Below are 22,148 nucleotides of genomic sequence, written 5' to 3'. Positions count from 1 at the left end.
TGGGCGCGCCCGTCCAGACCCGCACAGGGCGTATAAGCGGGGTGCGCTCGCCAGAGCAACACAGCCCGGAAAACCCAGACGAAAGACACAAAAGCAGGCATCGGCAGGGGTAGACAGCGTGCGTACTCAACCTTGCGGGGCAACGAGCTACCGTCAGTCGCCCGCGCCAAGTCACTGTTTAAATCAATATTGTGGATATTAATTTAAACAATATACATCAACCCGAAGAAATATTATCTATTTTTTCTTTCAATTAAACAATTTTTGCATCTCCCGCTCAAAAAACCCTGCCAGCGAAGCGCGTGGCTTAGAAGCTGTTTGAATTAGCAACAACTGCGTTGGTGCGGTAGAGAGGCAACATGTTGCGTCTCTACCCGGCAGGCCAACTCAAACAGCTTCTTAGGCCGCCGGTTCGGGCTTGAGCGCCACCGCGGACGAATTGCTTGCCCCGCTCAGCAACCACTCGTTGAGGCGAGCGCGGAGTTCGGCAGTGGCCAAGTCGCGGTGCACTTCGCCGTGGCGCACCAGGCTCATGGCGCCGGTTTCTTCGCTCACCACCAGCACCACGGCGTCGGTGATTTCGCTCAGGCCGATGGCGGCGCGGTGGCGCAGGCCGAGGGAGGCAGGCACGTCGGGGTTTTCGCTCACCGGCAAAATGCAGCGGGCGGCCAGGAGGCGGCCACTGGCCACAATCACGGCGCCGTCGTGCAGGGGGCTGGTTTTGTTGAAGATGCTTAGCAGCAGGCGTTTGCTGATTTCGGCGTCGAGGCGGTCGCCGGACTCGGCAAACGCGGACAGGTCCGACGCCTGGGTGAAGCAGATGAGGGCGCCGGTGTACTTGTTGGAGAGGCTTTTGGCGGCCTCCACAAACGGGCCCACGGCCAGGGGCGCGGCGTCGAGGGAGCGTCCGCGGGCCCAGCCGCGCACCCGTTCCAGGGCGGTGGCTTTGCCCACGTTCAGCAGAAAACGGCGGATTTCCTGCTGAAACAGGATGATGCTGGCCAGCACGCCCACGCTCATGAACTGCCCCAAAATCTTGGTGAGCAGCTGCATGCCCGTGGCCTTCACCACCAAGTACAGCAGGTAAAACAGAATCAGGCCCAGGGCGACGTTGAGCGCCACCGAACCGCGCAGCAGCTTGTAGAGCTGGTAGAGCAGCACCGTCACCAGGAGCACGTCGGCCGCGTCAATCCAGCCGAAATGCAGGAAATTGATGGGGAAAGGGCCGGACATGCGGGTGGGACTAGGTGGAGGGCGGGGTGCGCCTGCCTAACAGAGGCGCTGGGAAGTGCGGCCGTTGCACGGCGGGCCTCCCAGCCTCAAATTACGGCCTTTATTCCGCCATTGGAAAGGTATTGGCAAATAATTCTATGGTTTGGGCGGCTTCGGCCACGTCGTGAGCGCGCAAAAGCTTGGCGCCGCCCTGCAGGGCCACCATGTGCAGGGCCGTGGTGCCGTTGAGGGCCGTTTCGGGGCCCAAGCCCAGGGGGCCGTACACCATCTTTTTGCGCGACAAGGCGGCCAACATGGGCAAGCCCAGCGCTTGCAGCTCGCTGAGGCGGCGCAGCAGCTCGTGGCTTTGGGCGGCGGTTTTGGCAAAGCCGAAGCCGGGGTCGAGCACGATGTCGACCACGCCGGCCTGCCGCAGGGCCGACACACCGTCGCGAAAATAGCGCAGCAGGGTGAGCACCAGGTCGTCTTCGTAGTGCGTGAGCTTGGCCATGGTTTGGGGGTTGCCGCGCAGGTGCATCAGTACGTAGGGCACGCGCAGGCGGGCCACGGTGGCAAACATGGTGGGGTCGAGGGTGCCGCCGCCCACGTCGTTCACCAGGTCGGCCCCGGCGGCCACGGCGGTTTCCGCCACCCGGGCCCGGAAGGTGTCGACGGAAAGGAAAGCCTGGGGAAATTCGCAGCGCACGGCTTCCACGGCGGGCAACAGGCGCCGGGTTTCATCGTCGGGCGAGATGTCTTCGGCGCCGGGGCGGGTGCTGTAGGCGCCAAGGTCGAGGACGGCGGCGCCGGCCGCGAGCATGGTTTCGGCGCGGGTCAGCAGGTCCTTCTCAGAAGCCACGCGACTGCCGGCGTAGAACGAATCGGGCGTGAGGTTGAGAATGCCCATCACCTGCGGCCGGTGCAAGCTGAGCAAGCGGCCGTGGGGGCTCAGCAGTGAAGTGGTGAAATGGTGAAGTGGTGAGTTTGCGGTTGGGTAGGTGGCGAATGCAGGCATAGCTAAAGCACGGGCGGGAAAACGACAATATCCGGCCAACGGCCCGAACTTGCGGCGTGAAGCCCGCTGCACGGCTCACCATCTCACCATTTCACCACCTCGCCGCTTGACCACTCCCGAACACTACGACCTGCTGCTGGCCCGCTGCCGCGCCCTGTTTCTGGCCAAAACCCACGACTACGGCACGGCTTGGCGCATTCTGCGGCTGCCTTCGGTGACGGACCAGATTTTCATCAAAGCCAACCGCATTCGCACCATTCAGGAAACCGGCGTGCAGCTGGTGGCCGACGACGTGAACGAGGAGTTCGTGGCCATCATCAACTACTGCCTCATTGCCCTGATGCAGCTGCACCTGCCCGCGGATACACCGCTGGACATGGGCCCTGAAGCCGTGGCCACCGCCTACGACGCCGAAGCCGCCGAAAACCGCCGCCTGCTGCTGGCCAAAAACCACGACTACGGCGAGGCCTGGCGCCAAATGCGCGTGTCGAGCATCACTGATTTGATTTTGATGAAGCTGCACCGCGTGAAGCAGCTCGAAGACATTGGCGGCGCGGCCCTGGTGAGCGAAAGTGTGGAAGGCAGCTACCGCGACATGCTGAACTACGCCGTATTTGCGCTGATTTTGCGCGGCGAACAGTAGCAACGGAGGCCCTGATTCATGATGTGAATCGGAACGTCATGCTGAGCGCAGCCGAAGCATCTCGCTCGGGGCAGTAATCCAATCGTAAGAAAAGAGTCACTACCACACGCGATATGCTTCGGCTGCGCTCAGCATGACGGTAGAGTAGTGCGGCAGACGGCAAGGCAAACTCCAGTTGGTATTCAGACTGATTCTTGGCCATCTTCGGACAATTGCTTGACCTGTTCATGCATCTTCCTAGCATAAACCAGCACTATTCTTCATGAAACTCTGCCTTTTTCTGCTGCTGTGGGTTGCCGCTTTCTCGGCCTCGGCCCAAACCATGTCCCGCGCTGACTCGCTGCTGATGCGCGCCCAGCAAGCCAGCAAACAAAAAGATTATCCGGCCGCCATTAAGGCGTTTCAAGCGGTGGTGAAGGAGCCCACCGTGAAGCCCAGCTATAAGGCAGCGGCGCTGTACAACATTGCCTGCTACTACGGCCTGCAGAACGACGCGCCCAATGCCCTGAACAACCTGCGTCGCGCCATCGAGGCCGGCTACGTGAAGGCCGACCACATTGCCGCCGACTCGGACCTCGCGCTGCTGCACTCCGACAAGCAGTGGCCCAAACTGCTGGCCCGCGCCCGCAAGCTGCAAGCGAAAACCATCATTCGGCGACCCGAAGACGTGAAGCTCGTCACCACCGACCTCGACCATTTCTGGACGGCCTACGCCGCGGCCCAGCGCGACACCGCACACGCGGAGGCTATTTTCCGGAAGCAGTACTTTGACAAGGCTTCGGTGGGCTTGCAGGACTACCGCGCGCTCAAAATTGCGAGCGACGCCACCTTCACCAAACGCATTTTGCGGCGTCCGCAGTACTACAATTCCATTCGAACCACCACGCTGGCTTTGGCCGACCAGAAGCCCAAGATTGTGGCCGCGTTTCGGCGGTTTCAGGAGTTGTACCCGGCCGTGAAGTTTCAGAACATCTACTTCGTGGTGGGCGGCTGGGTGTCGGGCGGCACCGTGTCGGACGCCGGCTTGCTCATCGGCGCCGACCAAGTTGCCAACGGGCCCGGCGCGAATACCTCCGAGCTGAGCCTGGTGCAGCGCAACCGCTGCGCCCCAGTCACAGAAATGCCCTCGCTGATGGTGCACGAGCTGGTGCACCTCAACCAGGGCCCGCAAGACGGCACGCTGCTCAACTACGCCCTGAACGAAGGCATGGCCGACTTCGTGGCCGAGCTCGTGACCGGCCACGTTACCAACGCCCGCCTGCACCCCTACGGCAACGCCCACGAGAAAGAGCTGTGGGCCGATTTCAAGAAAGAAATGTTGGGCACGAACTCCAGCAACTGGATGGCCAATGGCTTGCAGGAAACCCCCGAAAAGCCCTGCGACCTGGGCTATTACGTGGGCTATAAAATTTGCCAGGCCTACTACAACCAGGCCGCCGACAAGCAGCAGGCGCTGGCCGCCATCCTGTCCATCCGCGACGCCAAGGCTTTCCTGGCCCAGAGCGGCTACGACGCGGCGCTGGCCCAGCGCTAGGCCGCAGGACACGCAACGCGCGGTTTTCGCCCCGCGGCCGGCACCCAATTCAAACTTTGCGCGTTGCCTAGCCGTTTGCCACGGGCTTACTTTGTCTTATGTCAACCATTAAGTTTAATTCTGCCCCCGCGCCGGGTTCCCATTTGCTGCGCACCACCACGCGCGTTGCGTGGTTTTTGCTGGGGGCGTTGTTCATTTTCTCCGGGCTCATCAAGCTAAATGACCCGGTGGGCACGGCCCTGAAGCTGGAGGAATATTTCGACGTTTTTGCCGCCGACCTGCCCGCGCTGGGCGGCTTGTTCAAGAGCCTGGCCAGCAGCTCGCGGCTGCTTTCCATCATTCTGAGCTCGGCCGAAGTCATTCTGGGCGTGGCGCTGCTGCTGCGCTGGCACCTGCGCGTGATTCTGTGGATACTGCTGGGGCTGCTGGTGTTTTTCACCTTCCTCACGTTCTATTCGGCCGCCTTCAACAAGGTGACGGATTGCGGCTGCTTCGGCGATTTCATCAAGCTCACGCCCTGGACTTCGTTTGCCAAGGACGTGTTTTTGCTGGTGCTCTGGTTCGTCGTGTTTTTCAACCAGCGGTTTTTGCGCCACTCTTACGTGCAGGGCACCACGGGCATCATGACCATGACCTTTGCCTCGGCCATTGCCATCGGCATTGGGGTGCGGGCGCTGGGCCACCTGCCGTATTTCGACTTTCTGCCCTACAAAATCGGCAACAACATTGGCCAGCTGATGAAGGCCAGCGCCCCGCTGCGCTACAAATACATCATGGAGAAGGGCGGGCAAACCCAGGAGTTCACCACCTACCCCGACTCCACCTGGACCTACAAGAGCATGGTGGCCCTCAACCCGGAGGATGGCCCCAAAATCACCGACTTCCGCGTGTGGAGCGACGAGGGCGACTATACCCAGGAGCTGCTGCGCGGCAACAAGCTGGTGCTCATCGTGCAAAATACCGACAAGTCGGACCGCGACCGACACGCGCTGATAAACAAGCTCTTCGCCGACGCCAAGCAGTCGCGCCTCAACATCACGCCGCTCATCATCACGAGCAGCAGCCCGGCCGAGTTTGACGTGTTCCGGCACAACGCCAACTTCGCCGTGCCCTTCTACTACGCCGACGCCACGGTCCTCAAGTCGATGATTCGCTCCAACCCCGGCTTCATCCTGCTGAAGGACGGCGTGGTCAAAGGGAAATACCACTACCACGACATCCCCACGATTGGGAAGGTGGAGGAGAAGATGCAATAGCGTTAGGGCAGGAGGGTATGGGGGTAGGAGGGCAAAAGTTTGTCGTCCTCATGGCCTCCCGCCTACCCTCTTGCCCTCCCACCCCCACACCCTAAAGTATGCTCTCTTTCATTCTTCGCCGCCTGGGCCAGGGCCTGCTTGTGCTGGTGGGCGTGGCGTGCACGGTGTTTTTGCTGTTCAACGTGCTGCCCGGCGACCCGGCCGCCCTGCTGGCCGGCCAGCGCACCGACCTGGCCACCAAAGCCGCCATTACCGCCGACCTGGGCCTCGATAAACCGTTGCCCACGCGGCTGGCGGGCTACCTCAACGACGTGTCGCCGCTGGGCCTGCACCCGCGCGACTCGGCCGGCCGCGCCCGCTACGGCGGCGTGGCGCTGCTGCCGTTGGGCACGCAGGCCGTGGTGCTGAAAACGCCCTACCTGCGCCGCTCCTTCCAGAGCAACAAAGACGTGCTGAGCATTCTGCTCGACTATTTCCCGGGCACCATGTGGCTGGCGTTGGCGGCCATGCTCATTGCCAGCGTGGGCGGGGTGGCGTTTGGCGTGGCAGCGGCGCTGCGGCCCCAGTCGTGGCTGGATAGGGTGCTGGTGAGCACGTCGGTGCTGGGCATTTCGGTGCCGTCATTCGTGGCGGCCATTGCCATTGCCGTCACCTTCGGCTTCTACTGGAGCCACTGGACGGGCCTGAGCCTGACCGGGCAGCTCTACGAAACCGACCCGTTCACGGGCGAGAGCCACTTGGTGTTGCGCAACCTGCTGCTGCCGGCCGTGGCGCTAGGCATCCGGCCGCTGGCCATCATCACGCAGCTCACCCGCTCCAGCATGCTCGACGTGCTGAGCCAAGACTACATCCGGACGGCGCGCGCCAAGGGCCTGAGCAAGAACGCCACCGTGCTGCACCACGCCCTGCGCAACGCCCTGAACCCCGTGGTGACGGCCGTGTCGGGCTGGCTGGCTTCGCTGATGGCCGGCGCCTTTTTCATCGAATACATCTTCAACTGGAAAGGCTTGGGCACGGTGACGCTGCGGGCCGTTGAAAACCTCGACTTTCCGGTGGTAATGGGCGCTACCTTGTTTGTAGCCGCCCTGTTTGTGGTGATAAACATTGCGGTGGACGTACTCTACGCCGTGCTCGACCCGCGCGTCAAGCTGGGCTAAAAGCCGCGTTGGCATACCGTCATGCCGAGCGGAGCCGAGGCATCTCGCTCGGGGCAGTAATCCAATCGCAAGGAAAGAGTTACTACCACACACGAGATGCCTCGGCTGCGCTCGGCATGACGTTCATTTGAATCATTGACCGGTAGACAAACAGTGCAACAATCTCTATTTCCGCCCGGCGGCTCGGGCCACTTGAGCTTGGTAGGCTTGCCCGGCTCCGGCAAAACCACGCTGGGCCGGCAGCTGGCGGCCCATTTCAACCGTCCGTTTCTGGACTTGGACGCCACCATCGAGGCCCGCACCGGGCGGAGCGTTTCGGAGATTTTTGCGGCGGAGGGGGAAGCTGGCTTTCGGGCGGTGGAGGCGGCGGTGCTGCGCGAGGCGTTGGCGCACCCTGGCCCGCCGCTGGTGCTGGCCACCGGAGGCGGCACGCCTTGCTTTCACGACAACATGACCCTGCTCAACCGCGCGGGCCCCACGCTCTGGCTCGACGTGCCGGTGGAGGCCTTGGCCGCACGCTTGCCGGCCGCCGAAGTAGCCAAACGCCCCCTCATGGCCGCCGCAGGGGGCGCCGAAGCGTGGTTGCGCGAAACCCTAAGGGCCCGGTTGAAGTTTTATGCCCAGGCGCGGTTGCGGTGCTCGGCGGCGTGCACGCTGCCCGCCGTGGTGGCCCAGTTGGCTGGCGCGGGTTTTGCGTTGCCCCCTACATTGCCCCCCGCGTCGTAATTTTGCGCTTTACACCGTTCGTCGTTAGCTAGCCCTATGCAGTCCGTATCTCCCAAAGAACCAGACGTTATGCCCGCTCCCGCCGCCGCACCGGCGCCGGTGCGCCCCAAGCACAAAGGCTCGGCCCAGCTGTTCCAGAACCCCGTGCTGGAGCGGCTCTCGCACACGCACATTGCGTTGCCGGTGAGCATTTTCTTGGCCACGGCGGCCCTGAGCCTGTACTACGGCCTCACCCACGGCTTCATGTCGGGCTTGTCGGCGCTGGGGCTGTTTTTGGTGGGCTTACTGGCTTTTACCTACGCTGAATACGCCGTGCACCGCTACTTGTACCACATTCCGGCCACCACGCCGGGCCGGGCCAAGTTTCAGTATACCCTGCACGGCGTGCACCACGAGTACCCCAAAGACAAAACCCGGCTGGCCATGCCACCCATCGTGACGGTGTTTGTGGCCTCGCTGCTGTTTTTCATCTTCCGCTTCAGCTTTGGCTCCTACGCGTTTGGGCTGCTTTCGGGCTTCACGTTTGGCTACGCCATGTACCTGTTTGTGCACTACGCCATTCACGCCTACGCGCCACCCAAAAACTTCCTGAAAGTGTGGTGGACGCACCACAGCCAGCATCACTATCGGCAAGACGAGGTGGCGTTTGGCGTGAGCAGCACCCTCTGGGACCACATCATCGGCACCATGCCCAAGACGAAAGTGGAAGAGCCCTCGGCTTCGTAAACCTTCTGAAACACCAACAAAAAAAGCGCGGCCCCGCATCGGAGCCGCGCTTTTTTTGTTGGTGTTGATGGCTAGTGCCTACACGCGGGGGCCACGCATTTTGCGCACGATGAACCACAGCAGGAACACGATAATGAACACGGCAATGATGCCCGTGTAAGCGCCGGCTTTGAAGATGCTGCCGATGGCGTCACAGCCCGTTAGCGTGGTGGCCAGGGCCAGAAGAAAGACAAACAGAGAGATGCGGGAAGCATTCATGGCATTGAGGGAAAGGAAGGGTGGAGGAAATTCCCAGCAGCGCTAGCACCGCGGAATACCTGCTGATACTGAGGCCACGCGCAAAAGGTTGAGCGCTGGCACGCCGGGGCCGCCAGGAGACTGGCGCGGCAGTGGCGGCTGGCTCCCTAGCTTTGGGACATGAAGAAGTTCTTGCTTTTTGCCCTCGTCCTGCTTGTGGGAAACCTCACTTTGCGGGCTCAGACGCCCCGCCTGGATGCAGCCGCGCACCAGCGAAGCGTGGCAGAGTTTCAGGAAACGATAAACAAGGAATTCAAGAACCCGAAAGAGACGCCGCTTACGCCGGCCGAGCGGCGCGCATTTAAGACCTTGCCCTTCTACCCCACCGACTACGCCTACTACGTGGAAGCCACTTTCGTGCGCGACTCCACCTCGCAGCCCTTTGCCATGGAAACCAGCACCAGCCGGCGCCCGCTCTACCGGAAATACGGCGAGTTGCGCTTTGAGCTGCAAGGCCAGCCGCAGCGCCTGAGCGTGTACCAGAGCGTGGACCCACTGAAGGGCCCCGACCTTGCCGACTACCTGTTCCTGCCCTTCGCAGACCTCACCAACGGCCACGGCAGCTACGGCGGCGGCCGCTTCATCGACTTGCGAATTCCGCCAGCCGGCAGCACCACCCTGCTGGTTGACTTCAACCGCGCTTATAACCCGTTATGCGCCTACAATCACGGCTATTCCTGCCCCGTGCCGCCCGCCGAAAACCGGCTGGCCGTGGCCATTCCCGCCGGTGTGCGCAGCGACCATTAGGCAACGGCTGTCATTGCGAGCGCAGCGCAGCAATCCGTCCTGGTCTCAGTGAGCAGCCCTCAAACGTGAAAAGCCCCAGCACTGCGCAGTGCTGGGGCTTTTTAATAAAAGGGTATCACAGTGAAAGGCTAGTCGCTGAGACCAGGACGGATTGCTGCGCTGCGCTCGCAATGACGAGACGGCGAGCAGTTTCTACCAGTTGCCGCTGGCGCCGCCGCCGCCGCTGCTGCCACCACCAAAGCCGCCGAAGCCACCACCGCCACCTCCGAAGCCACCGCCTCCGCCGCCAAAGCCGCCTCCGAAGCCACCACCACCGAAGATGATGGGTGGCACGAACCCGCCGCCAAAGCCGCGGTTGCCGCGGCCTCCACCGCCGCCGCGCCGGCTGAGGAAGAAAAAGACGAGCACCAGAATGGCGATAATGAGCCAGAACGGCGGGCCCGAACCGCCCCGGTCACGCCGGGGCCGGGGCCGGGCGTCGGCGGGGTCGGCTTTGTATTCGCCCTTGGCGAGGGCAATGAGCTGGTCGGTGGCGCGGTCGAGGCCGGCGTAGTACTGGTTCTGCTGGAAGGCGGGCACCAGCGTGTTGCTGATGATGCGCTTGGCGATGGCGTCGGGCACGGCGCCCTCCAGGCCGTAGCCGGTTTGGATGCGGGCCACCTTTTCCTGCTTGGCCACCAGCACCAGAATGCCGTTGTTCGAACCCTTGCGGCCGATGCCCCAGTTCTCGTAGAGCTGCTGGGCGTAGTCGGCTATTTCGGCCCCGTCGAGGGTGGCCACCGTCACCACCGCTATTTGCGACGACGTGCTGTCGTCGTAAGCCACGAGCTTGCGCTCCAGCTGCTCGGCCTCGCCGGGCTGCATGAGGCCGGCTAGGTCGTTCACTAAGCGCGGCGGGTTGGGGCGCGGCGGCAGGGACTGCGCCCAAGCGCCAACCATGGGCAGCAGCCACAGCAGGGCCAGCAGCAACGGCCAACCCGAACGCGCCGCCCATGCGCGGGCCGCGGGGCGAAGTGGCTTCAACACCCAGGCGTTAGCCACGGAAATTTTCATGCGTCGGAAGACGGCTTGGGGCCGCCGAAAGAAATGGTATCGTCCAGCTCGTTCTGGTCGGTGGCACGGTCGTAGGGGAAGTAGCGCTTCAATTGCTCGCCCACCATCTTGATGCCGCGCTCCAGGCCCAGCACGTAGTTGTCGTGGCGAAACTGTTCCAGCACGGTTTCCTTGGTGGTTTCCCAGAAGTCGTCGGGCACGGCCGAGTTGATGGCCGCGTCGCCGATGACGGCAAACTGCCGGCTTTTCCACGCCATGTAAAACAGCACGCCGTTGCGGGCGGCCGTTTTGTGCATGTTGAGCTCGGCAAATACCTGGGCGGCGCGGTCCAGCGGCTCGGGCGTGGGGCACGTGTCTTCAAGGTGCACCCGAATTTCGCCCGACGTCGTGGTTTCGGCCTGCCGAATGGCAGCCACCAAGGCCTCGTCCTGAGCGGGAGTGAGTGGGGAAGTCATAGATTAAGCCTTGACAAACAGCCTGTCATGCTTCGCCTGAGCTCGGCATGACGGGCTATCGAATGTCTTAAAACTGCACAGTGGGCGCCTTGCTGGCGGCGGGGTCGGCTTCGAAGTAAGGCTTCTCAGCAAAACCGTACATCTTGGCAAACAGGTTGTTGGGGAAGGACTTCACCGTGCCGTTGTAGTCGTTGGTCACGGCATTGAACTTGTTGCGCTCCACGTTGATGCGGTTTTCGGTGCCCTCAATCTGGGCTTGCAGCTCCTGGAAGTTGGCGTTGGTTTTCAACTCGGGGTAGTTTTCCGAAACGGCCAACAAACGGCCCAATCCCGAAGAAAGCTGGCTTTGGGCGGCCTGGAATTTCTCGATGTTTTCGGGCGTGAGCTGGTCGGCGTTGAGTTGCACGCTGGTGGCTTTGGCCCGGGCTTCGATGACGGCCGTGAGGGTGGCTTGCTCCTGCTTGGCGGCGCCTTTCACCGTGTTCACCAGGTTCGGGATGAGGTCGGCGCGGCGTTGGTAGGCGCTCTGCACGTTGGCCCACTGGCCTTTCACGGCCTGCTCTTTCTGCGTCATGGCGTTGAAGCCGCACGACGACTGAGTGAGCAACAGGGCCAGGCCCACGAAATAAAGAAGAAAGCGTTTCATGTTGAAAAAAGAGAATGGGTGAAGCGTGAAGGGTACTGCGGCCAAAACCTCCGGCCGCTGCGCCGGTTTGGTTCCGGCTTGGCGCAAAGTACGTAGCTTGGGCTTACTAGTTGTAGCTTGCTGCACTGCGGCACCAAGTGCCTTCTTACTATCGTCTTCCAACATTCTTCATTACAGCCCCGCGCAATGAAAGCTGTTATTCCCGTCGCCGGCATTGGCTCGCGCCTGCGCCCCCACACCCACACCCAGCCCAAAAGCTTGGTTCCGGTGGCCGGCAACACCATTTTGGGCCACATCATCGACCGCCTCACCGGGGCCGGCCTGACGGAGTTTGTGTTCATCGTGGGCTACCTCGGCGACAAAATTGTGCGCTACGTGCGGCGCCACTACCCCGACCTGCAAGCCACCTTTGTGGTGCAGGAGCCGCGCGAGGGCCTGGGCCACGCGCTGTGGCTGGCCCGCGAGGAGTTCCGCCACGACCCCGACGGCGTCCTCATCCTGCTCGGCGACACCATTGTGGACGTGGACCTGCCCGCGCTGCTGGCCACGCCCGGCTCGGTGCTGGCCGTGAAGGAGGTGAAAACGCCCAGCATGTTTGGGCTGGTGGAAACGGCCAACGGCCGCGTGAGCAAGGTGGTGGAGAAACCCAAGATTCCGAAGTCGAACTACGCCATGGTGGGCCTCTACAAGCTGGCCTACCCCGAAAAGCTGGCCCAGGCGTTGGAGTGGCTGCGCGAAACCGACGTGAAAACCCACGGCGAGTTCCAGCTCACCGACGCGCTCATGCACATGATTGAGGAAGGCGAAGTGATGACCACGGCTTCGGTGGACAACTGGTTTGACTGCGGCCGCAAGGAAACCCTGCTCGAAGCGAATGCCCGCTTGCTCAACACGGCCGAGTTTTTGGAAGGCCGCGACTACTCCGAGTTTCCCGACGCCGTGATTATCCCGCCGGTCAGCATCGGCCGGGGCTGTCGAATTTCGCAGTCCATCATCGGCCCCAACGTGGCCATCGGCGACAAAACCATCATTCAAAACACCATCCTCAGCGACTCCATCATTGGCAGCTACTCCGAGCTGCGCTCGGCCGTGATGCACGACTGCATCGTGGGCTCCGACGCCTCGTTCCGCGGCATGAACCACTCCCTCAACATCGGGGACAATACCGAGATTGATTATAGTTAACTTTGCTTATATCGCTCAATGAAAATACCGTTCCTTTCCCGCTTCACTGACGACAACACCGACCCCATTTTGCCAAAAATAACCTATGCCCGCTCGGTTGGGGCGGGCCAAAAGGCCCGCTTTGGGGCCCTGCTCGGCGGCATTCTGCGGGAGTTGCCCGAACTGCTGGCCGTGTCGGTGGTGGAGCTTCGCTCGGGCGAGCTGCTGGCCACGCACCATGTCACGGGCAAGTCGAACCCCGCCAAAGCCGCTGCCTACAACGCCGAAGTCATCAAGCAGAAACAACTGGCCCTGCAGGCCATGGGCTTGGCCTCGGAGGAAGCCATCGAGGACATTCTCATAACGCTGAGCAGCCAGTGGCACGTGTTGCGCCTGCTGCCCGGCCAGCGCCATTTCGTGCACCTCATGGTGAGCACGCGCGACACCAACCTGGCCTTGGCCCGCGCCGTGATGCAGGCCAAGGCCGCCGAAGCAGCCACCTAAAACCGCAAATTGCCTGCTTACAACCACAAAAGTCACCCCTAACGGAGTGACTTTTGTGGTTGTAAGCAGGCAAGCAAATACGTCTCAGCGGACGCTATTTGAGCAAATCGACTTGCTGGCGGAGCACGTCGCGGGCAATGGCCAGGTTGGTGTCGCGGGCGTTGACGGCCAGGTAGATGAATTTTTTGCCGTCGTCGAGCAAGTTAATCAGGTGCAGCTGGTTTGTGAGGCTGATGAGGATGTCATCAATCTTTTCGCCGCTGAGCTTGAGGGCCGACATGGCCTTCTGCTTCTGCTTCACCACTTCGGTGTTGTAGGCAGCTGCCGTTTCCGGGTTGAAGCTCGGCGAGTTCGAGTGCGACGCCAAGCACATGCCCGACTGCACCTCAACAATGGCCACGGCCAGCAACTGCGGTAAGTCGTTGATGATGTTTTGCACGGCTTGGCCGGCGGGAGAATTAGTTGAGTAAGCCACTAGAAAATTTGTACTGATATGAAAGAAGCGAATAAGAAAACAAGCACGTGGTGCGTCTACGGCCAATGAATAGAGCCGTCGTCAGCACCACGGCCCGACGGATTAGTTGAACCAGAACCAGCGTTTGGTTTTGCGGGCAGGTTTGGCAGGCGCGTCGTAATTGGGTACCAGGGTCACGTTTTCCACGGTTCTGCCGCGGCCGTTTATGTTGATTTCCTCGTCCACGTATCCACCAAAGCCATACGCGAGCGTGGTGGCTTGGCCGGCGGGCACCGCTAGGGCGTACTCGCCATTGGCGTTGGTGCTCACGCCCCTCGAAGAACCCTTTTCGAACACAGTGGCCCCAATTATGGGCCGGCCGTTTTCATCCAAAATTCTGCCGCTAACGGTGGCCATGCGCATGGCGCTGGTTGCGGCAGGCGCTTCGGCCACGCCGGCCGTGGCGTCGGCACCCGTGTTGGCAAATACAGCCCCGCCCGCCAGGGCCGCGATGGCAACCAAACCCGCCACTCGTTGGCGCACCCGCTTGGGCGAAGTGCGCGCCAAAGTCAGCTGGCGCTGCATCCAGCCAACGGCCTGCACTTGCTCGCCGGTTTGCTGCATGTTGTGGAAGCGCTGCCAGGTTTGGCCGGCGCTTGCGGCATCGTTTTTCAGATAGGCGTCAACCAGTCGGGTGTTTTCCTGCGATAAGTCGCCCCTCAAGTAAGCGTCACGGTACACGGGCAGCAGCTCCCCCGTGGCGGCGTGAAATGGGTATGCGGTTAGCTTCATAAAATGCGGGTTGAAAAAAGATAAGTGGATGTGCATGAAGCCCACGGCGCGACGGAACAACGCCTGGAACACCGCAATACTACGGTAACTTGTTGAGTATTTTATATATAAAAGTTAAACAAAAGGCGACGTTTTAGTTGAACGCCAATAATGAGCCTATGAACCCCAAAAAGCAGCCGACGAAAACCGCGTTTTTTTTGAAAAATTTACGACAACTGAAATAGAACTATTTCTAGCGACGAGCTTATCGCTGCCAATCAGCATTTTGTGTTCCTTTTTGCCTTCGCCCGGCAGCGCTGCGCACGCTCCCACGCCCGGTTCAATTAGCGTCGCGCATTGTTCAGCTTATCTTGGGAAGCGACCGTGCCTTCAGCACTCATGAGCCACCCCAGCAATTTTTTCACCTCATTTAGAGCAGGTTTGCGTTCCTTCTACTGCGCGCTCCCTGAGAAAGACGTTGCGTGGAACCTGTGCTAAATCAACAGGTATCAGAGCAAGCCCGCACGAAAGCAGAAAGCCAGTCATGCCAACGCCCACCTCTTCCACTTGGCAAGCGGCTGTCACTAAGCCAAGACAAAATAAGTTGTACTTTTCCGTTTTAAGCAAGATTCCACAGATTACACCAAAAGCAGCAGTGTAGCAGATAGCACTGTCTAATAGCCAAGCAGTTATCAGATGTAAATCCTGGGTAACTACGATTATGAATTGGTAAAAATACTTAACTGTCAGCCTGCCTATTGACTGCCTGAATTCTACTGATTCTATCAACCGGTAACTACGTTTTGGAAAAGACGCTTTTCCCCCACAAGCTTTCAGGGGAGCTTATCTCGGGCTTTATAGGTGGCGGCACAGACATTACCCAAAGCCATAAAAAGTCGTGTTCAACGCCGTACTTTCCGGTAAAATTCGTTGTAATCATGACTTCACGCCTTGCTTTGCACTTTCTACTAGCCGTTGTGCTACTGGGGTTTAGTAGCTCTTTGCGCGCCCAAACGCCCCTGGGCCAGCCCACGCTCGACGAGGCCAAGGTGCAGGTGTGGTGCGCCACGGTGCGGTTTGTGTACGACGACGCGGGCCGGCCCAACCTAAAAAACACCGTACGCTGCGAAGCCGGCAACCTCGACGCGCTGGCCGCCAGCATTCGGCCCGACAGCCTGCGCGTGTACAGCCTGCTGTATCAGCCCATTGAAGGCCGCGGCAACATCTACCAAGGCAAGAAGGACAACCAGGCCCGCCTGGCCGCGCTAACCAAAGCCATTGTTACGAAGCTGAAAGGCTCGCCGGCCCGCCGCCGCGACCCCGCCCGCATGGAGCGCGTGGCTGCCCTCGAAACCGCCCTGACCAACTACGTGGAAAGCGGCACCCCGCTCGGCGACGTGCCCAGCGCTATGACACCCGAAACGCCCGACACCACGGCCACTGGCGCGGTAGCCCTCGGCCCGGCCGAAGCCGCCGAAGCCCAAGCCGCCGCCGAGCGCGACGCCGCTGGCAACTCGGCCACAGGGAAGGCCGCCAACTCGGGCAGCTTGCTCGACCGGTTTGCGGCGCCGCTGGCACTCATTCTGGGCATTCTGAGCTTGGTGCTTTACATCATGCTGCGCGTGACGCTGGGCCAGTGGCGCCGCCAGCAGCGCCGCGAAACTCTGACCGCCAAGCAAGCCGCTCAGGCGGCCCAAGCCGCGGCTGCCGAAACCAGCGCCGCCGTGGCCGACTCGGTGGCCCGCGTGAAACGCGCCGAAGCCTTGGTGCTGGCCGCCGCGCCCGACCCATCGGCCGCTCAGGCGCCGGCCGCTCAAGTCAACGACCAGCTTAGCTCAGCGCAACGATTGGAAGTGGAGCGTTTGGTGAGCCAGCGCGTAGACGAGGAATTGCGGTGGCTGCGCAGCAACTTGCCCGAGCTGGTGGCCTCAGTATCGGCCCAGCCGATGGTTGAAACTGAAGTTGATAATCAAGCGCCTCAGCCGACGGGTGCGCCAGCCATCCAAGGGCAGTCGAAGCCCACGGCCGATGACGTGCAGATGGATTAACTTTCGGTAGCCCAGCGCGTATGCCCGCCGGGCTCTTTCGCGTCGGCAACGGCCGTTCCTTTTATCCGTTCCTTATGAAAGCTGCTTCTTGTCGGCTGGCGCTGCTGGCGCTGGTGCTTGCCACGGCCTGCCGCGCCACCACGCAGCCGTCCCAAAACACGCTGCCGCGCCGCCAGCCCCTCACCGAAGCCACCACCCCGGAACAAGCCGAACCCACCCGCAAGGACCGGCTAGCCCTCCCCGACACCACCCGCCGTGCAGTACCCGAACAGCCCTAAATCCGACGTTACCGACACTTATTTCGGCGTTGCCATCCCCGACCCCTACCGCTGGCTCGAAGACCTTGACTCACCCGAAACCACGGCCTGGGTCACCGAGCAAAACAAGGTCACCTTCGGGTACCTAGGCCAGATTCCCTTTCGGGACAACATCCGCGAGCGCCTCACGGCCATGTGGAATTATGAGCGCTACGGCGTGCCCGAACAAGTGGGCGACGAGCTGGTGTACAGCAAGAACGACGGGCTGCAAAACCAAGCCGTGCTCTACCGCCAGCGCGGCGACGACGCGCCCCAGGTGCTGCTCGACCCCAACCAGTTTTCGGCCGAGGGCACCACCGCATTGGCCGGCATCGAATTCAGCCACGACCACCGCTACCTGGCCTACGCCACCAGCAGCGGCGGCTCCGACTGGAACCAGGTACGCATCATGGACCTCGCTACCCAGCAGCTGCTGCCCGAGGAGTTAACGTGGGTGAAAGTATCGGGCACGTCGTGGGTGCGCGACGGCTTTTACTACAGCCGCTACGACGCGCCGAAAGCCGGCGAAAACGACCTGTCGGGCAAGAACGAGTTTCACAAAGTGTATTTCCACCGCCTGAACACGCCACAGTCGGAGGACCAGCTGGTGTACGAGAACCCAGAAATGGCCCTGGGCTTTCGCATTGCGGGCGCCACCGAAGACGAGCGGTTCCTAGTCCTGTACCTCACCGACGGTCTCTCGGACGGCAACCGCCTGCAAGTGCGCGACCTCACCGACCCCGCGCAAGCCGACAGCTGGGCCACGCTGATGGCCTCGTACGAATTCAACAACACGGTGATTGGCAACGTGGGCGGCGAAGTGCTGGTGTACACCAACTACCAGGCCCCGCGCTACCGCGTGGTCCGCATCGACCCGCGCCACCCGGAGGAAGCCCACTGGCACGACGTGCTGCCCGAAACCGAGCACAAGCTCGAAAGCGTGAGCCACGTTGGGGGTCGCCTCATTGCCGGCTACCTGCACGACGCCAGCTCGCAGGTCCGGGTGTATTCGGAGCAGGGCGAGTTTCAGCACGAAGTGCAGCTGCCGGCCATTGGCACGGCCAGCGGCTTTGGCGGCCGGCGCGATGCCACCGTGGTGTACTACGCCTTCACGTCGTTCACCTACCCCACCACCATTTACCAGTACGACCTGGCCAGCAACACCAGCACGGTGTTTCGGGCCCCAAGCGTCGACGTAAATCCGCAGGACTACGTGACCGAGCAGGTTTTTTACCCGAGCAAGGACGGCACGCCCATTCCCATGTTCATTGTGCACCACAAGGACGTGCAGCGCAATGGCCAAACCCCGACGTACCTCTATGCCTACGGCGGCTTCAACGTGTCGCTCACGCCGAGCTTCTCAGTGGCCCGCATGCTGTGGCTTGAAAACGGCGGCATTCTGGCGGTAGCCAACCTGCGCGGAGGCGGCGAGTACGGCGAAGCGTGGCACCAGGCCGGCATGACGCCGCACAAGCAAAATGTGTTCGACGACTTCATTGCCGCCGCCGAGTATCTCAAAACCACTGGCTACACCGACACCAAACATCTCGCCATTGCCGGTGGCTCGAACGGTGGCCTGCTGGTGGGCGCGGTAGTGAATCAGCGCCCGAACCTGTGCCAAGTGGCCTTGCCTGCCGTGGGCGTGATGGACATGCTACGCTACCAGAAATTCACCATCGGCTGGAACTGGGCGCCCGAATACGGCACTTCCGACGACCCCGCCCAGTTCGAAAACCTGCGCCAGTTCTCGCCCCTGCACAACCTGACGCCCGGCACCGCCTACCCCGCTACCCTCATCACCACCGCCGACCACGACGACCGGGTGGTACCCGCCCACTCCTTCAAGTACGCCGCCGCCCTGCAAGCCGCCAACGCCGGCCCCAACCCTACCCTCATTAGAGTGGATGTGAACGCCGGCCACGGCGCCGGTAAGAGCACCAAGCTACTGATTGAGGAGTGGGCCGACGTGTGGAGCTTCTGCTACGTCAACATGGGCGTGACGCCCGCCGTGAAGCTGTGAACCTCTCGCCAATGATTATGCCCTTCGTGAAGTATTGCTGGCTTACAGTGGTAGTGCTGCTAATGGCTTCGCTTTCCAGCCAGGCGCAGTGGAAGCTTGTAAACGCTGACTGTGCCTTTCCTGCCAACATAAAGTATTTTAATACGGTAGCCGACGACCAACCGGTCAGCAATACCGACTTGAATAAGCGCAGTCCAAGTGCAGATAAAAAGCCTCGGCCCTTGCTTCATGCTGCTGAAGTAGCCGAGGCAGAATACGATTATGAGGCCGGAAAGTATGCCGAAGCAGCGGCACATTTAAAGCCATTCGTTGGCGAGAAGCTAGTCTCTCCCAAACTTCTTAGCCTGTATGCGCGGTCACTCTACCGGGTTCCGGATGGCAAAGACCAGAGCTACGCAGCCTACCAGCGTCTTATTGAGATGCTCGATACCTACGGACGCGAAGACGCAGCCACCTGCGCGATTTATTTAAACTTTAGCGAGTCATATTACAAATTGGCTACCATGCAGATGGACAAAGGTCAGTGGAAGCTGGCGGCTTACAACCTTTCGCGCTTCCTGTTCACCCTCAATGCCGTGCCTTCATGGAAAACCGATGACATCTACCAAAGTGCCCTCGAATACCAAACCGAGTGTTTCTCGGAACTAGGTGACCTAGTCCTTACTAGGCATTACGGTCAGCGCACTCTGAAATTTTTCCCTCAGAACCAGTACGTACTGTCGTATATGTCCCGCTTACCTGAACCAGTTAAAGCCAAGCCTCAAGCAACTCCGAAGAAATAGTCAGGCAGAAGAAAAAGACATCGGGCGGGCCCCCGCGTAGCTATTACGTGCTACGCGGGGGCCCGCCCGATGTCTTTTTCTCCCCTTCACAATATTTTCACAGCTGCTCAACTGAGCACCACTGTTTTCAATAACATTGCAAGTGTCACTGCCCCGCACTTCCATTTCCCCCAGCTGGTTTAAGGTTAGTTTCGAACAGCTTCAGGATACGCTTGTACTCATCGGTCCACGACGAGGGCTCTATAAAGCCGTGGTCTTCGACGGGGTACACGGCCAGCTCCCAGTTATCCTTTTTCAGCTCAATCAGGCGCTGCGAAAGGCGCACAATATCCTGGAAATGCACGTTGGTGTCCACCATGCCATGGCACATGAGTAGGGCGCCCTTCAGGCCGCTGGCGTAGTTGATGGGCGACGAGCGGGCGTAGGCGATGGAGTCGTTGTAGGGCTCGTTGAGGATGTTGTCGGTGTAGCCGTGGTTGTAGTGCGCCCAGTCTGTCACGGAGCGCAGCGCGGCCCCGGCCCGAAACACGTCGGGCTGCGTGAACATGGCCATGAGCGTGATGAAGCCGCCATAGGAGCCGCCGTAGATGCCCATGCGCTCCGGGCTGACGCCGTACTTTTCTGTGAGCAGCTTGGCGCCGTCCACGTGGTCGGTGAGGTCTTTGCCGCCCATGTAGCGGTAGATGCCCGTACGCACCTCGCGCCCGTAGCCGGCCGAGCCGCGGTAGTCAATATCGAGCACCGTGTAGCCCTTGTCGACCAGCAGGTTGTGGAACATGTATTCGCGTGAGTAGTTGCTCCAGTACTTGTGCGCGTTCTGCAAATAGCCGGCGCCGTGCACAAAAATCACGGCCGGGCCCTGGGCCACGGGACTGGCCGGGCGGTAGAGGCGCGCGTACACGTCGGCCCCGTCGCGGGCTTTAATGGTGATGATTTCCGGGTCGCGCCAGGCGTAGCTTTCAAACTCGGCCGAGGTGCTGTGGGTGAGCTGGCGCATCTTGGCCTTGGGCTTGTTGTCCATCACGTACAGTTCCCAGGGCTTGTTGGTGTAGCTGTAGCGCACGGCCAGGGTGCGGCCATCGGGCGACACCGTGACTTCGTGGGCACCGGGGCGGGTGGTCAGTTGCTCGAGCTTGCCACCGTTCACAGGCAGGTGGTAGAAGTGCTGCTCGCCGGGATGGGTGGCGTTGGCAATGAGGTACCACGTCTTGCGGTCACGGCTCAGCTCGGCGCTTTGGATTTCGAATTTGCCGCTCGTTAAGGCCTTTTTCTGGCCGCTGGTAGCGTCCACGGTGTAGAGGTGGCTGTAGCCGGTTTCCTCGCTCTGGAACCAGACGCGGCGGTTGTCAGGCATCCAGCCCACGTTGCCCGGCCCGTTGCCAATGCCCGGCCCGCTAATCCAAGCGTCGTCGTGCTGCCGGTCGAGCAGTTTAATTTTCTGGGTGGCGGGGTCCAGGCTCACTATCCAACGGTCCTTGTTGTCGGCGGTGCGCATCACCAGGAAAGCCTGCTTTCCGTCGGTCGACCAATACGGGCCGAATGGCTGCACGCGCCGCAATTCGGTGGCCGACTTCTTGGGCTTGCGTGCCATGGCCGCCTTGGCCGAATCGGCCGGCATGGGAGATTTGACCGGCATCTTATATTCCTTGCGGTACGCCGGCTGCTCGTCCAAACCTTTCAGCTCAGTGTAACCCAGCACAAACGTGGTGTCGCGGGCAATGTCGTAGAGGCCCATTTCATAGGCTGTTTGCGAAGCCCCGACTTTGGTGCGCGTCGAAATGTCTTCGGTGAACCCCGAAGCCGTCACGAAGCTGGGCACCAGCGCCACTTTGGTGTCTTTCGGCTCCTGTCCCAGCCGGTAGGTCACGTAGCGGCCGTCGGGGCTGAGCTGCAGGTTGTCCACGGACTGCGTCCCGAGGTAAATGATTTTGGGCTGGAGCCCGGCCAGGGCCTTTTGCTGCCGCTCCCGCGCCTGCCGGTCCTGGTCGCGCAGCCGCACCACGTCGAACAGCGCCAGCTGCTGGGCCCGCAAATACCGCTCGGCCTTATCAGTAGGCAGGGTGCTGGCGGGCTTGCTGCCCTTGCGGAAGTCGGTGCGCTGGGTGGTTTCGCCGGTGCTAGGGTCCCAGGTGTACAGGTTTTGAGCCCGCACGTAGCTCACCAGTTGGCCCAGCATAGCAAACGTTGGGTTGCTCTCGCGCTCGGCGGTGTTGGTCACACGGCGCACCTTCTGCGTCTTCAGGTCCAGCAGGTAGATGTCGCCGTCGCGCTCGTACACCTTGCGGGTATACGCCGCATTGTACACGCCACTGCTGGCGGGCAACGCCCGCTGCTCACGCACGCTCACTTTGCGCGGCGCCGCGCTGCCCGTGGGCGCTACCTGGTACAGCGAGTCGCGCCGTTCCTTGGTGGGGTTCCAGGAAAAGTAAATGCGGCGTCCGTCCTCACCCCAGTACACGTTGGCGGGCGAAGTTCCCATCCACTGCGCCGGGTCACGCATGATTTTATCAACCGTGAGCGGTGCTAGGCCGGCGGCCGGCGCGGCCGGTGCCTGAGCCATTGAGGGTTCTGCTGCGAGCAGTAGCAACCCCAGAAAGTAGAACTTGTGCATAAAACAAAGCTACTCGGCCCGCGCAAGAAAT

General features: G+C 61.2%; 22 protein-coding genes. 13 read left to right on the top strand and 9 right to left on the bottom strand.

Annotated features, from left to right (window positions below; translation table 11 throughout):
- Positions 1–399: 399 nt before the first annotated feature.
- Positions 400–1,233: a diadenylate cyclase CdaA gene (cdaA, locus tag VF629_RS16490; RefSeq protein ID WP_331059587.1), complete on the bottom strand. Its 834-nt coding sequence runs from the start codon at positions 1,231–1,233 to the stop codon at positions 400–402.
- Between the two features lie 100 nt (positions 1,234–1,333).
- A complete protein-coding gene (folP, locus tag VF629_RS16485; protein ID WP_331059586.1) occupies positions 1,334–2,227 on the bottom strand; it encodes a dihydropteroate synthase in 894 nt (297 codons plus the stop codon).
- Positions 2,228–2,333: 106 nt separating this feature from the next.
- On the opposite strand from folP, the gene VF629_RS16480 reads away from it, so the two are divergent.
- From VF629_RS16480 to VF629_RS16455, 6 genes are all read left to right on the top strand, one after another.
- Entirely contained in the window at positions 2,334–2,870 is a 537-nt protein-coding gene (locus tag VF629_RS16480) for a DUF1599 domain-containing protein (protein ID WP_331059585.1), read from the top strand.
- A gap of 262 nt (positions 2,871–3,132) precedes the next feature.
- Positions 3,133–4,404, top strand: a complete 1,272-nt coding sequence (locus tag VF629_RS16475; RefSeq protein WP_331059584.1) for a TPR end-of-group domain-containing protein — start codon at positions 3,133–3,135, stop codon at positions 4,402–4,404.
- A gap of 98 nt (positions 4,405–4,502) precedes the next feature.
- On the top strand, positions 4,503–5,660 hold the full coding sequence (locus tag VF629_RS16470) for a BT_3928 family protein (protein WP_331059583.1): 1,158 nt from the start codon (positions 4,503–4,505) through the stop codon (positions 5,658–5,660).
- Positions 5,661–5,758: 98 nt separating this feature from the next.
- Entirely contained in the window at positions 5,759–6,817 is a 1,059-nt protein-coding gene (locus tag VF629_RS16465) for an ABC transporter permease (protein ID WP_331059582.1), read from the top strand.
- Between the two features lie 153 nt (positions 6,818–6,970).
- On the top strand, positions 6,971–7,543 hold the full coding sequence (locus VF629_RS16460) for a shikimate kinase (protein ID WP_331059581.1): 573 nt from the start codon (positions 6,971–6,973) through the stop codon (positions 7,541–7,543).
- A 69-nt stretch (positions 7,544–7,612) separates the two neighbouring features.
- Positions 7,613–8,269 carry a sterol desaturase family protein gene (locus VF629_RS16455; protein WP_331059580.1) on the top strand — a complete coding sequence of 219 codons (657 nt, stop codon included), beginning with the start codon at positions 7,613–7,615 and terminating at the stop codon, positions 8,267–8,269.
- Positions 8,270–8,347: 78 nt separating this feature from the next.
- On the opposite strand, the gene VF629_RS16450 is transcribed toward VF629_RS16455, so the two are convergent.
- A complete protein-coding gene (locus VF629_RS16450; protein WP_331059579.1) occupies positions 8,348–8,527 on the bottom strand; it encodes a hypothetical protein in 180 nt (59 codons plus the stop codon).
- A 159-nt stretch (positions 8,528–8,686) separates the two neighbouring features.
- On the opposite strand from VF629_RS16450, the gene VF629_RS16445 reads away from it, so the two are divergent.
- Positions 8,687–9,313 carry a DUF1684 domain-containing protein gene (locus VF629_RS16445; protein ID WP_331059578.1) on the top strand — a complete coding sequence of 209 codons (627 nt, stop codon included), beginning with the start codon at positions 8,687–8,689 and terminating at the stop codon, positions 9,311–9,313.
- A 192-nt stretch (positions 9,314–9,505) separates the two neighbouring features.
- Here the strand turns inward: VF629_RS16445 and VF629_RS16440 are convergent, their stop codons facing one another.
- The 3 genes from VF629_RS16440 to VF629_RS16430 all read right to left on the bottom strand — a co-directional run bounded on the left by VF629_RS16440 (position 9,506) and on the right by VF629_RS16430 (position 11,467).
- Entirely contained in the window at positions 9,506–10,366 is an 861-nt protein-coding gene (locus VF629_RS16440) for a TPM domain-containing protein (RefSeq protein ID WP_331059577.1), read from the bottom strand.
- Positions 10,363–10,821 carry a TPM domain-containing protein gene (locus VF629_RS16435; RefSeq protein ID WP_331059576.1) on the bottom strand — a complete coding sequence of 153 codons (459 nt, stop codon included), beginning with the start codon at positions 10,819–10,821 and terminating at the stop codon, positions 10,363–10,365. The genes VF629_RS16440 and VF629_RS16435 overlap by 4 nt, the downstream gene beginning before the upstream one ends.
- A 67-nt stretch (positions 10,822–10,888) precedes the next feature.
- On the bottom strand, positions 10,889–11,467 hold the full coding sequence (locus VF629_RS16430) for a LemA family protein (RefSeq protein ID WP_331059575.1): 579 nt from the start codon (positions 11,465–11,467) through the stop codon (positions 10,889–10,891).
- 186 nt (positions 11,468–11,653) lie between these two features.
- Here VF629_RS16430 and VF629_RS16425 point away from each other — a divergent pair, with 186 nt between their 5' ends.
- Together VF629_RS16425 and VF629_RS16420 are read left to right on the top strand one after the other, a co-directional pair.
- Entirely contained in the window at positions 11,654–12,652 is a 999-nt protein-coding gene (locus VF629_RS16425; protein ID WP_331059574.1) for a sugar phosphate nucleotidyltransferase, read from the top strand.
- A gap of 18 nt (positions 12,653–12,670) precedes the next feature.
- Positions 12,671–13,135 (top strand): hypothetical protein, encoded by a 465-nt coding sequence (locus VF629_RS16420; RefSeq protein ID WP_331059573.1) that lies wholly within the window; start codon positions 12,671–12,673, stop codon positions 13,133–13,135.
- A gap of 94 nt (positions 13,136–13,229) precedes the next feature.
- Here VF629_RS16420 and VF629_RS16415 read toward each other — a convergent pair whose 3' ends face one another.
- Together VF629_RS16415 and VF629_RS16410 are read right to left on the bottom strand one after the other, a co-directional pair.
- Positions 13,230–13,610 carry a hypothetical protein gene (locus VF629_RS16415; RefSeq protein WP_331059572.1) on the bottom strand — a complete coding sequence of 127 codons (381 nt, stop codon included), beginning with the start codon at positions 13,608–13,610 and terminating at the stop codon, positions 13,230–13,232.
- Positions 13,611–13,712: 102 nt separating this feature from the next.
- On the bottom strand, positions 13,713–14,381 hold the full coding sequence (locus tag VF629_RS16410) for a carboxypeptidase-like regulatory domain-containing protein (protein WP_331059571.1): 669 nt from the start codon (positions 14,379–14,381) through the stop codon (positions 13,713–13,715).
- Positions 14,382–15,298: 917 nt separating this feature from the next.
- Here VF629_RS16410 and VF629_RS16405 point away from each other — a divergent pair.
- The 4 genes from VF629_RS16405 to VF629_RS16390 all read left to right on the top strand — a co-directional run bounded on the left by VF629_RS16405 (position 15,299) and on the right by VF629_RS16390 (position 19,506).
- Complete coding sequence (locus VF629_RS16405) at positions 15,299–16,408, top strand: hypothetical protein (protein WP_331059570.1); 1,110 nt, start codon at positions 15,299–15,301, stop codon at positions 16,406–16,408.
- A gap of 74 nt (positions 16,409–16,482) precedes the next feature.
- Positions 16,483–16,686, top strand: a complete 204-nt coding sequence (locus VF629_RS16400) for a hypothetical protein (protein WP_331059569.1) — start codon at positions 16,483–16,485, stop codon at positions 16,684–16,686.
- Positions 16,664–18,724 (top strand): prolyl oligopeptidase family serine peptidase, encoded by a 2,061-nt coding sequence (locus VF629_RS16395; protein WP_331059568.1) that lies wholly within the window; start codon positions 16,664–16,666, stop codon positions 18,722–18,724. The genes VF629_RS16400 and VF629_RS16395 overlap by 23 nt, the downstream gene beginning before the upstream one ends.
- A 62-nt stretch (positions 18,725–18,786) precedes the next feature.
- Positions 18,787–19,506 (top strand): hypothetical protein, encoded by a 720-nt coding sequence (locus tag VF629_RS16390; protein ID WP_331059567.1) that lies wholly within the window; start codon positions 18,787–18,789, stop codon positions 19,504–19,506.
- Between the two features lie 145 nt (positions 19,507–19,651).
- Here VF629_RS16390 and VF629_RS16385 read toward each other — a convergent pair whose 3' ends face one another.
- Positions 19,652–22,117: a S9 family peptidase gene (locus tag VF629_RS16385; protein WP_331059566.1), complete on the bottom strand. Its 2,466-nt coding sequence runs from the start codon at positions 22,115–22,117 to the stop codon at positions 19,652–19,654.
- Positions 22,118–22,148 lie beyond the last annotated feature (31 nt).

The organism is Hymenobacter sp. (assembly GCF_036388155.1).
Classification (GTDB): Bacteria; Bacteroidota; Bacteroidia; order Cytophagales; family Hymenobacteraceae; genus Hymenobacter.
Note: the sequence above shows the minus strand (reverse complement) of the source record. Positions and strands in the feature narration are given on the sequence as shown.

Bases quoted from the DNA above. Each gene is read 5' to 3' on its own strand.
- cdaA (WP_331059587.1), bottom strand. From the start codon at position 1,233: ATGTCCGGCCCTTTCCCCATCAATTTCCTGCATTTCGGCTGGATTGAC.
- folP (WP_331059586.1), bottom strand. From the start codon at position 2,227: ATGCCTGCATTCGCCACCTACCCAACCGCAAACTCACCACTTCACCAT.
- VF629_RS16475 (WP_331059584.1), top strand. From the start codon at position 3,133: ATGAAACTCTGCCTTTTTCTGCTGCTGTGGGTTGCCGCTTTCTCGGCC.
- VF629_RS16470 (WP_331059583.1), top strand. From the start codon at position 4,503: ATGTCAACCATTAAGTTTAATTCTGCCCCCGCGCCGGGTTCCCATTTG.
- VF629_RS16465 (WP_331059582.1), top strand. From the start codon at position 5,759: ATGCTCTCTTTCATTCTTCGCCGCCTGGGCCAGGGCCTGCTTGTGCTG.
- VF629_RS16455 (WP_331059580.1), top strand. From the start codon at position 7,613: ATGCCCGCTCCCGCCGCCGCACCGGCGCCGGTGCGCCCCAAGCACAAA.
- VF629_RS16450 (WP_331059579.1), bottom strand. From the start codon at position 8,527: ATGAATGCTTCCCGCATCTCTCTGTTTGTCTTTCTTCTGGCCCTGGCC.
- VF629_RS16445 (WP_331059578.1), top strand. From the start codon at position 8,687: ATGAAGAAGTTCTTGCTTTTTGCCCTCGTCCTGCTTGTGGGAAACCTC.
- VF629_RS16440 (WP_331059577.1), bottom strand. From the start codon at position 10,366: ATGAAAATTTCCGTGGCTAACGCCTGGGTGTTGAAGCCACTTCGCCCC.
- VF629_RS16435 (WP_331059576.1), bottom strand. From the start codon at position 10,821: ATGACTTCCCCACTCACTCCCGCTCAGGACGAGGCCTTGGTGGCTGCC.
- VF629_RS16430 (WP_331059575.1), bottom strand. From the start codon at position 11,467: ATGAAACGCTTTCTTCTTTATTTCGTGGGCCTGGCCCTGTTGCTCACT.
- VF629_RS16425 (WP_331059574.1), top strand. From the start codon at position 11,654: ATGAAAGCTGTTATTCCCGTCGCCGGCATTGGCTCGCGCCTGCGCCCC.
- VF629_RS16420 (WP_331059573.1), top strand. From the start codon at position 12,671: ATGAAAATACCGTTCCTTTCCCGCTTCACTGACGACAACACCGACCCC.
- VF629_RS16410 (WP_331059571.1), bottom strand. From the start codon at position 14,381: ATGAAGCTAACCGCATACCCATTTCACGCCGCCACGGGGGAGCTGCTG.
- VF629_RS16405 (WP_331059570.1), top strand. From the start codon at position 15,299: ATGACTTCACGCCTTGCTTTGCACTTTCTACTAGCCGTTGTGCTACTG.
- VF629_RS16400 (WP_331059569.1), top strand. From the start codon at position 16,483: ATGAAAGCTGCTTCTTGTCGGCTGGCGCTGCTGGCGCTGGTGCTTGCC.
- VF629_RS16390 (WP_331059567.1), top strand. From the start codon at position 18,787: ATGGCTTCGCTTTCCAGCCAGGCGCAGTGGAAGCTTGTAAACGCTGAC.
- VF629_RS16385 (WP_331059566.1), bottom strand. From the start codon at position 22,117: ATGCACAAGTTCTACTTTCTGGGGTTGCTACTGCTCGCAGCAGAACCC.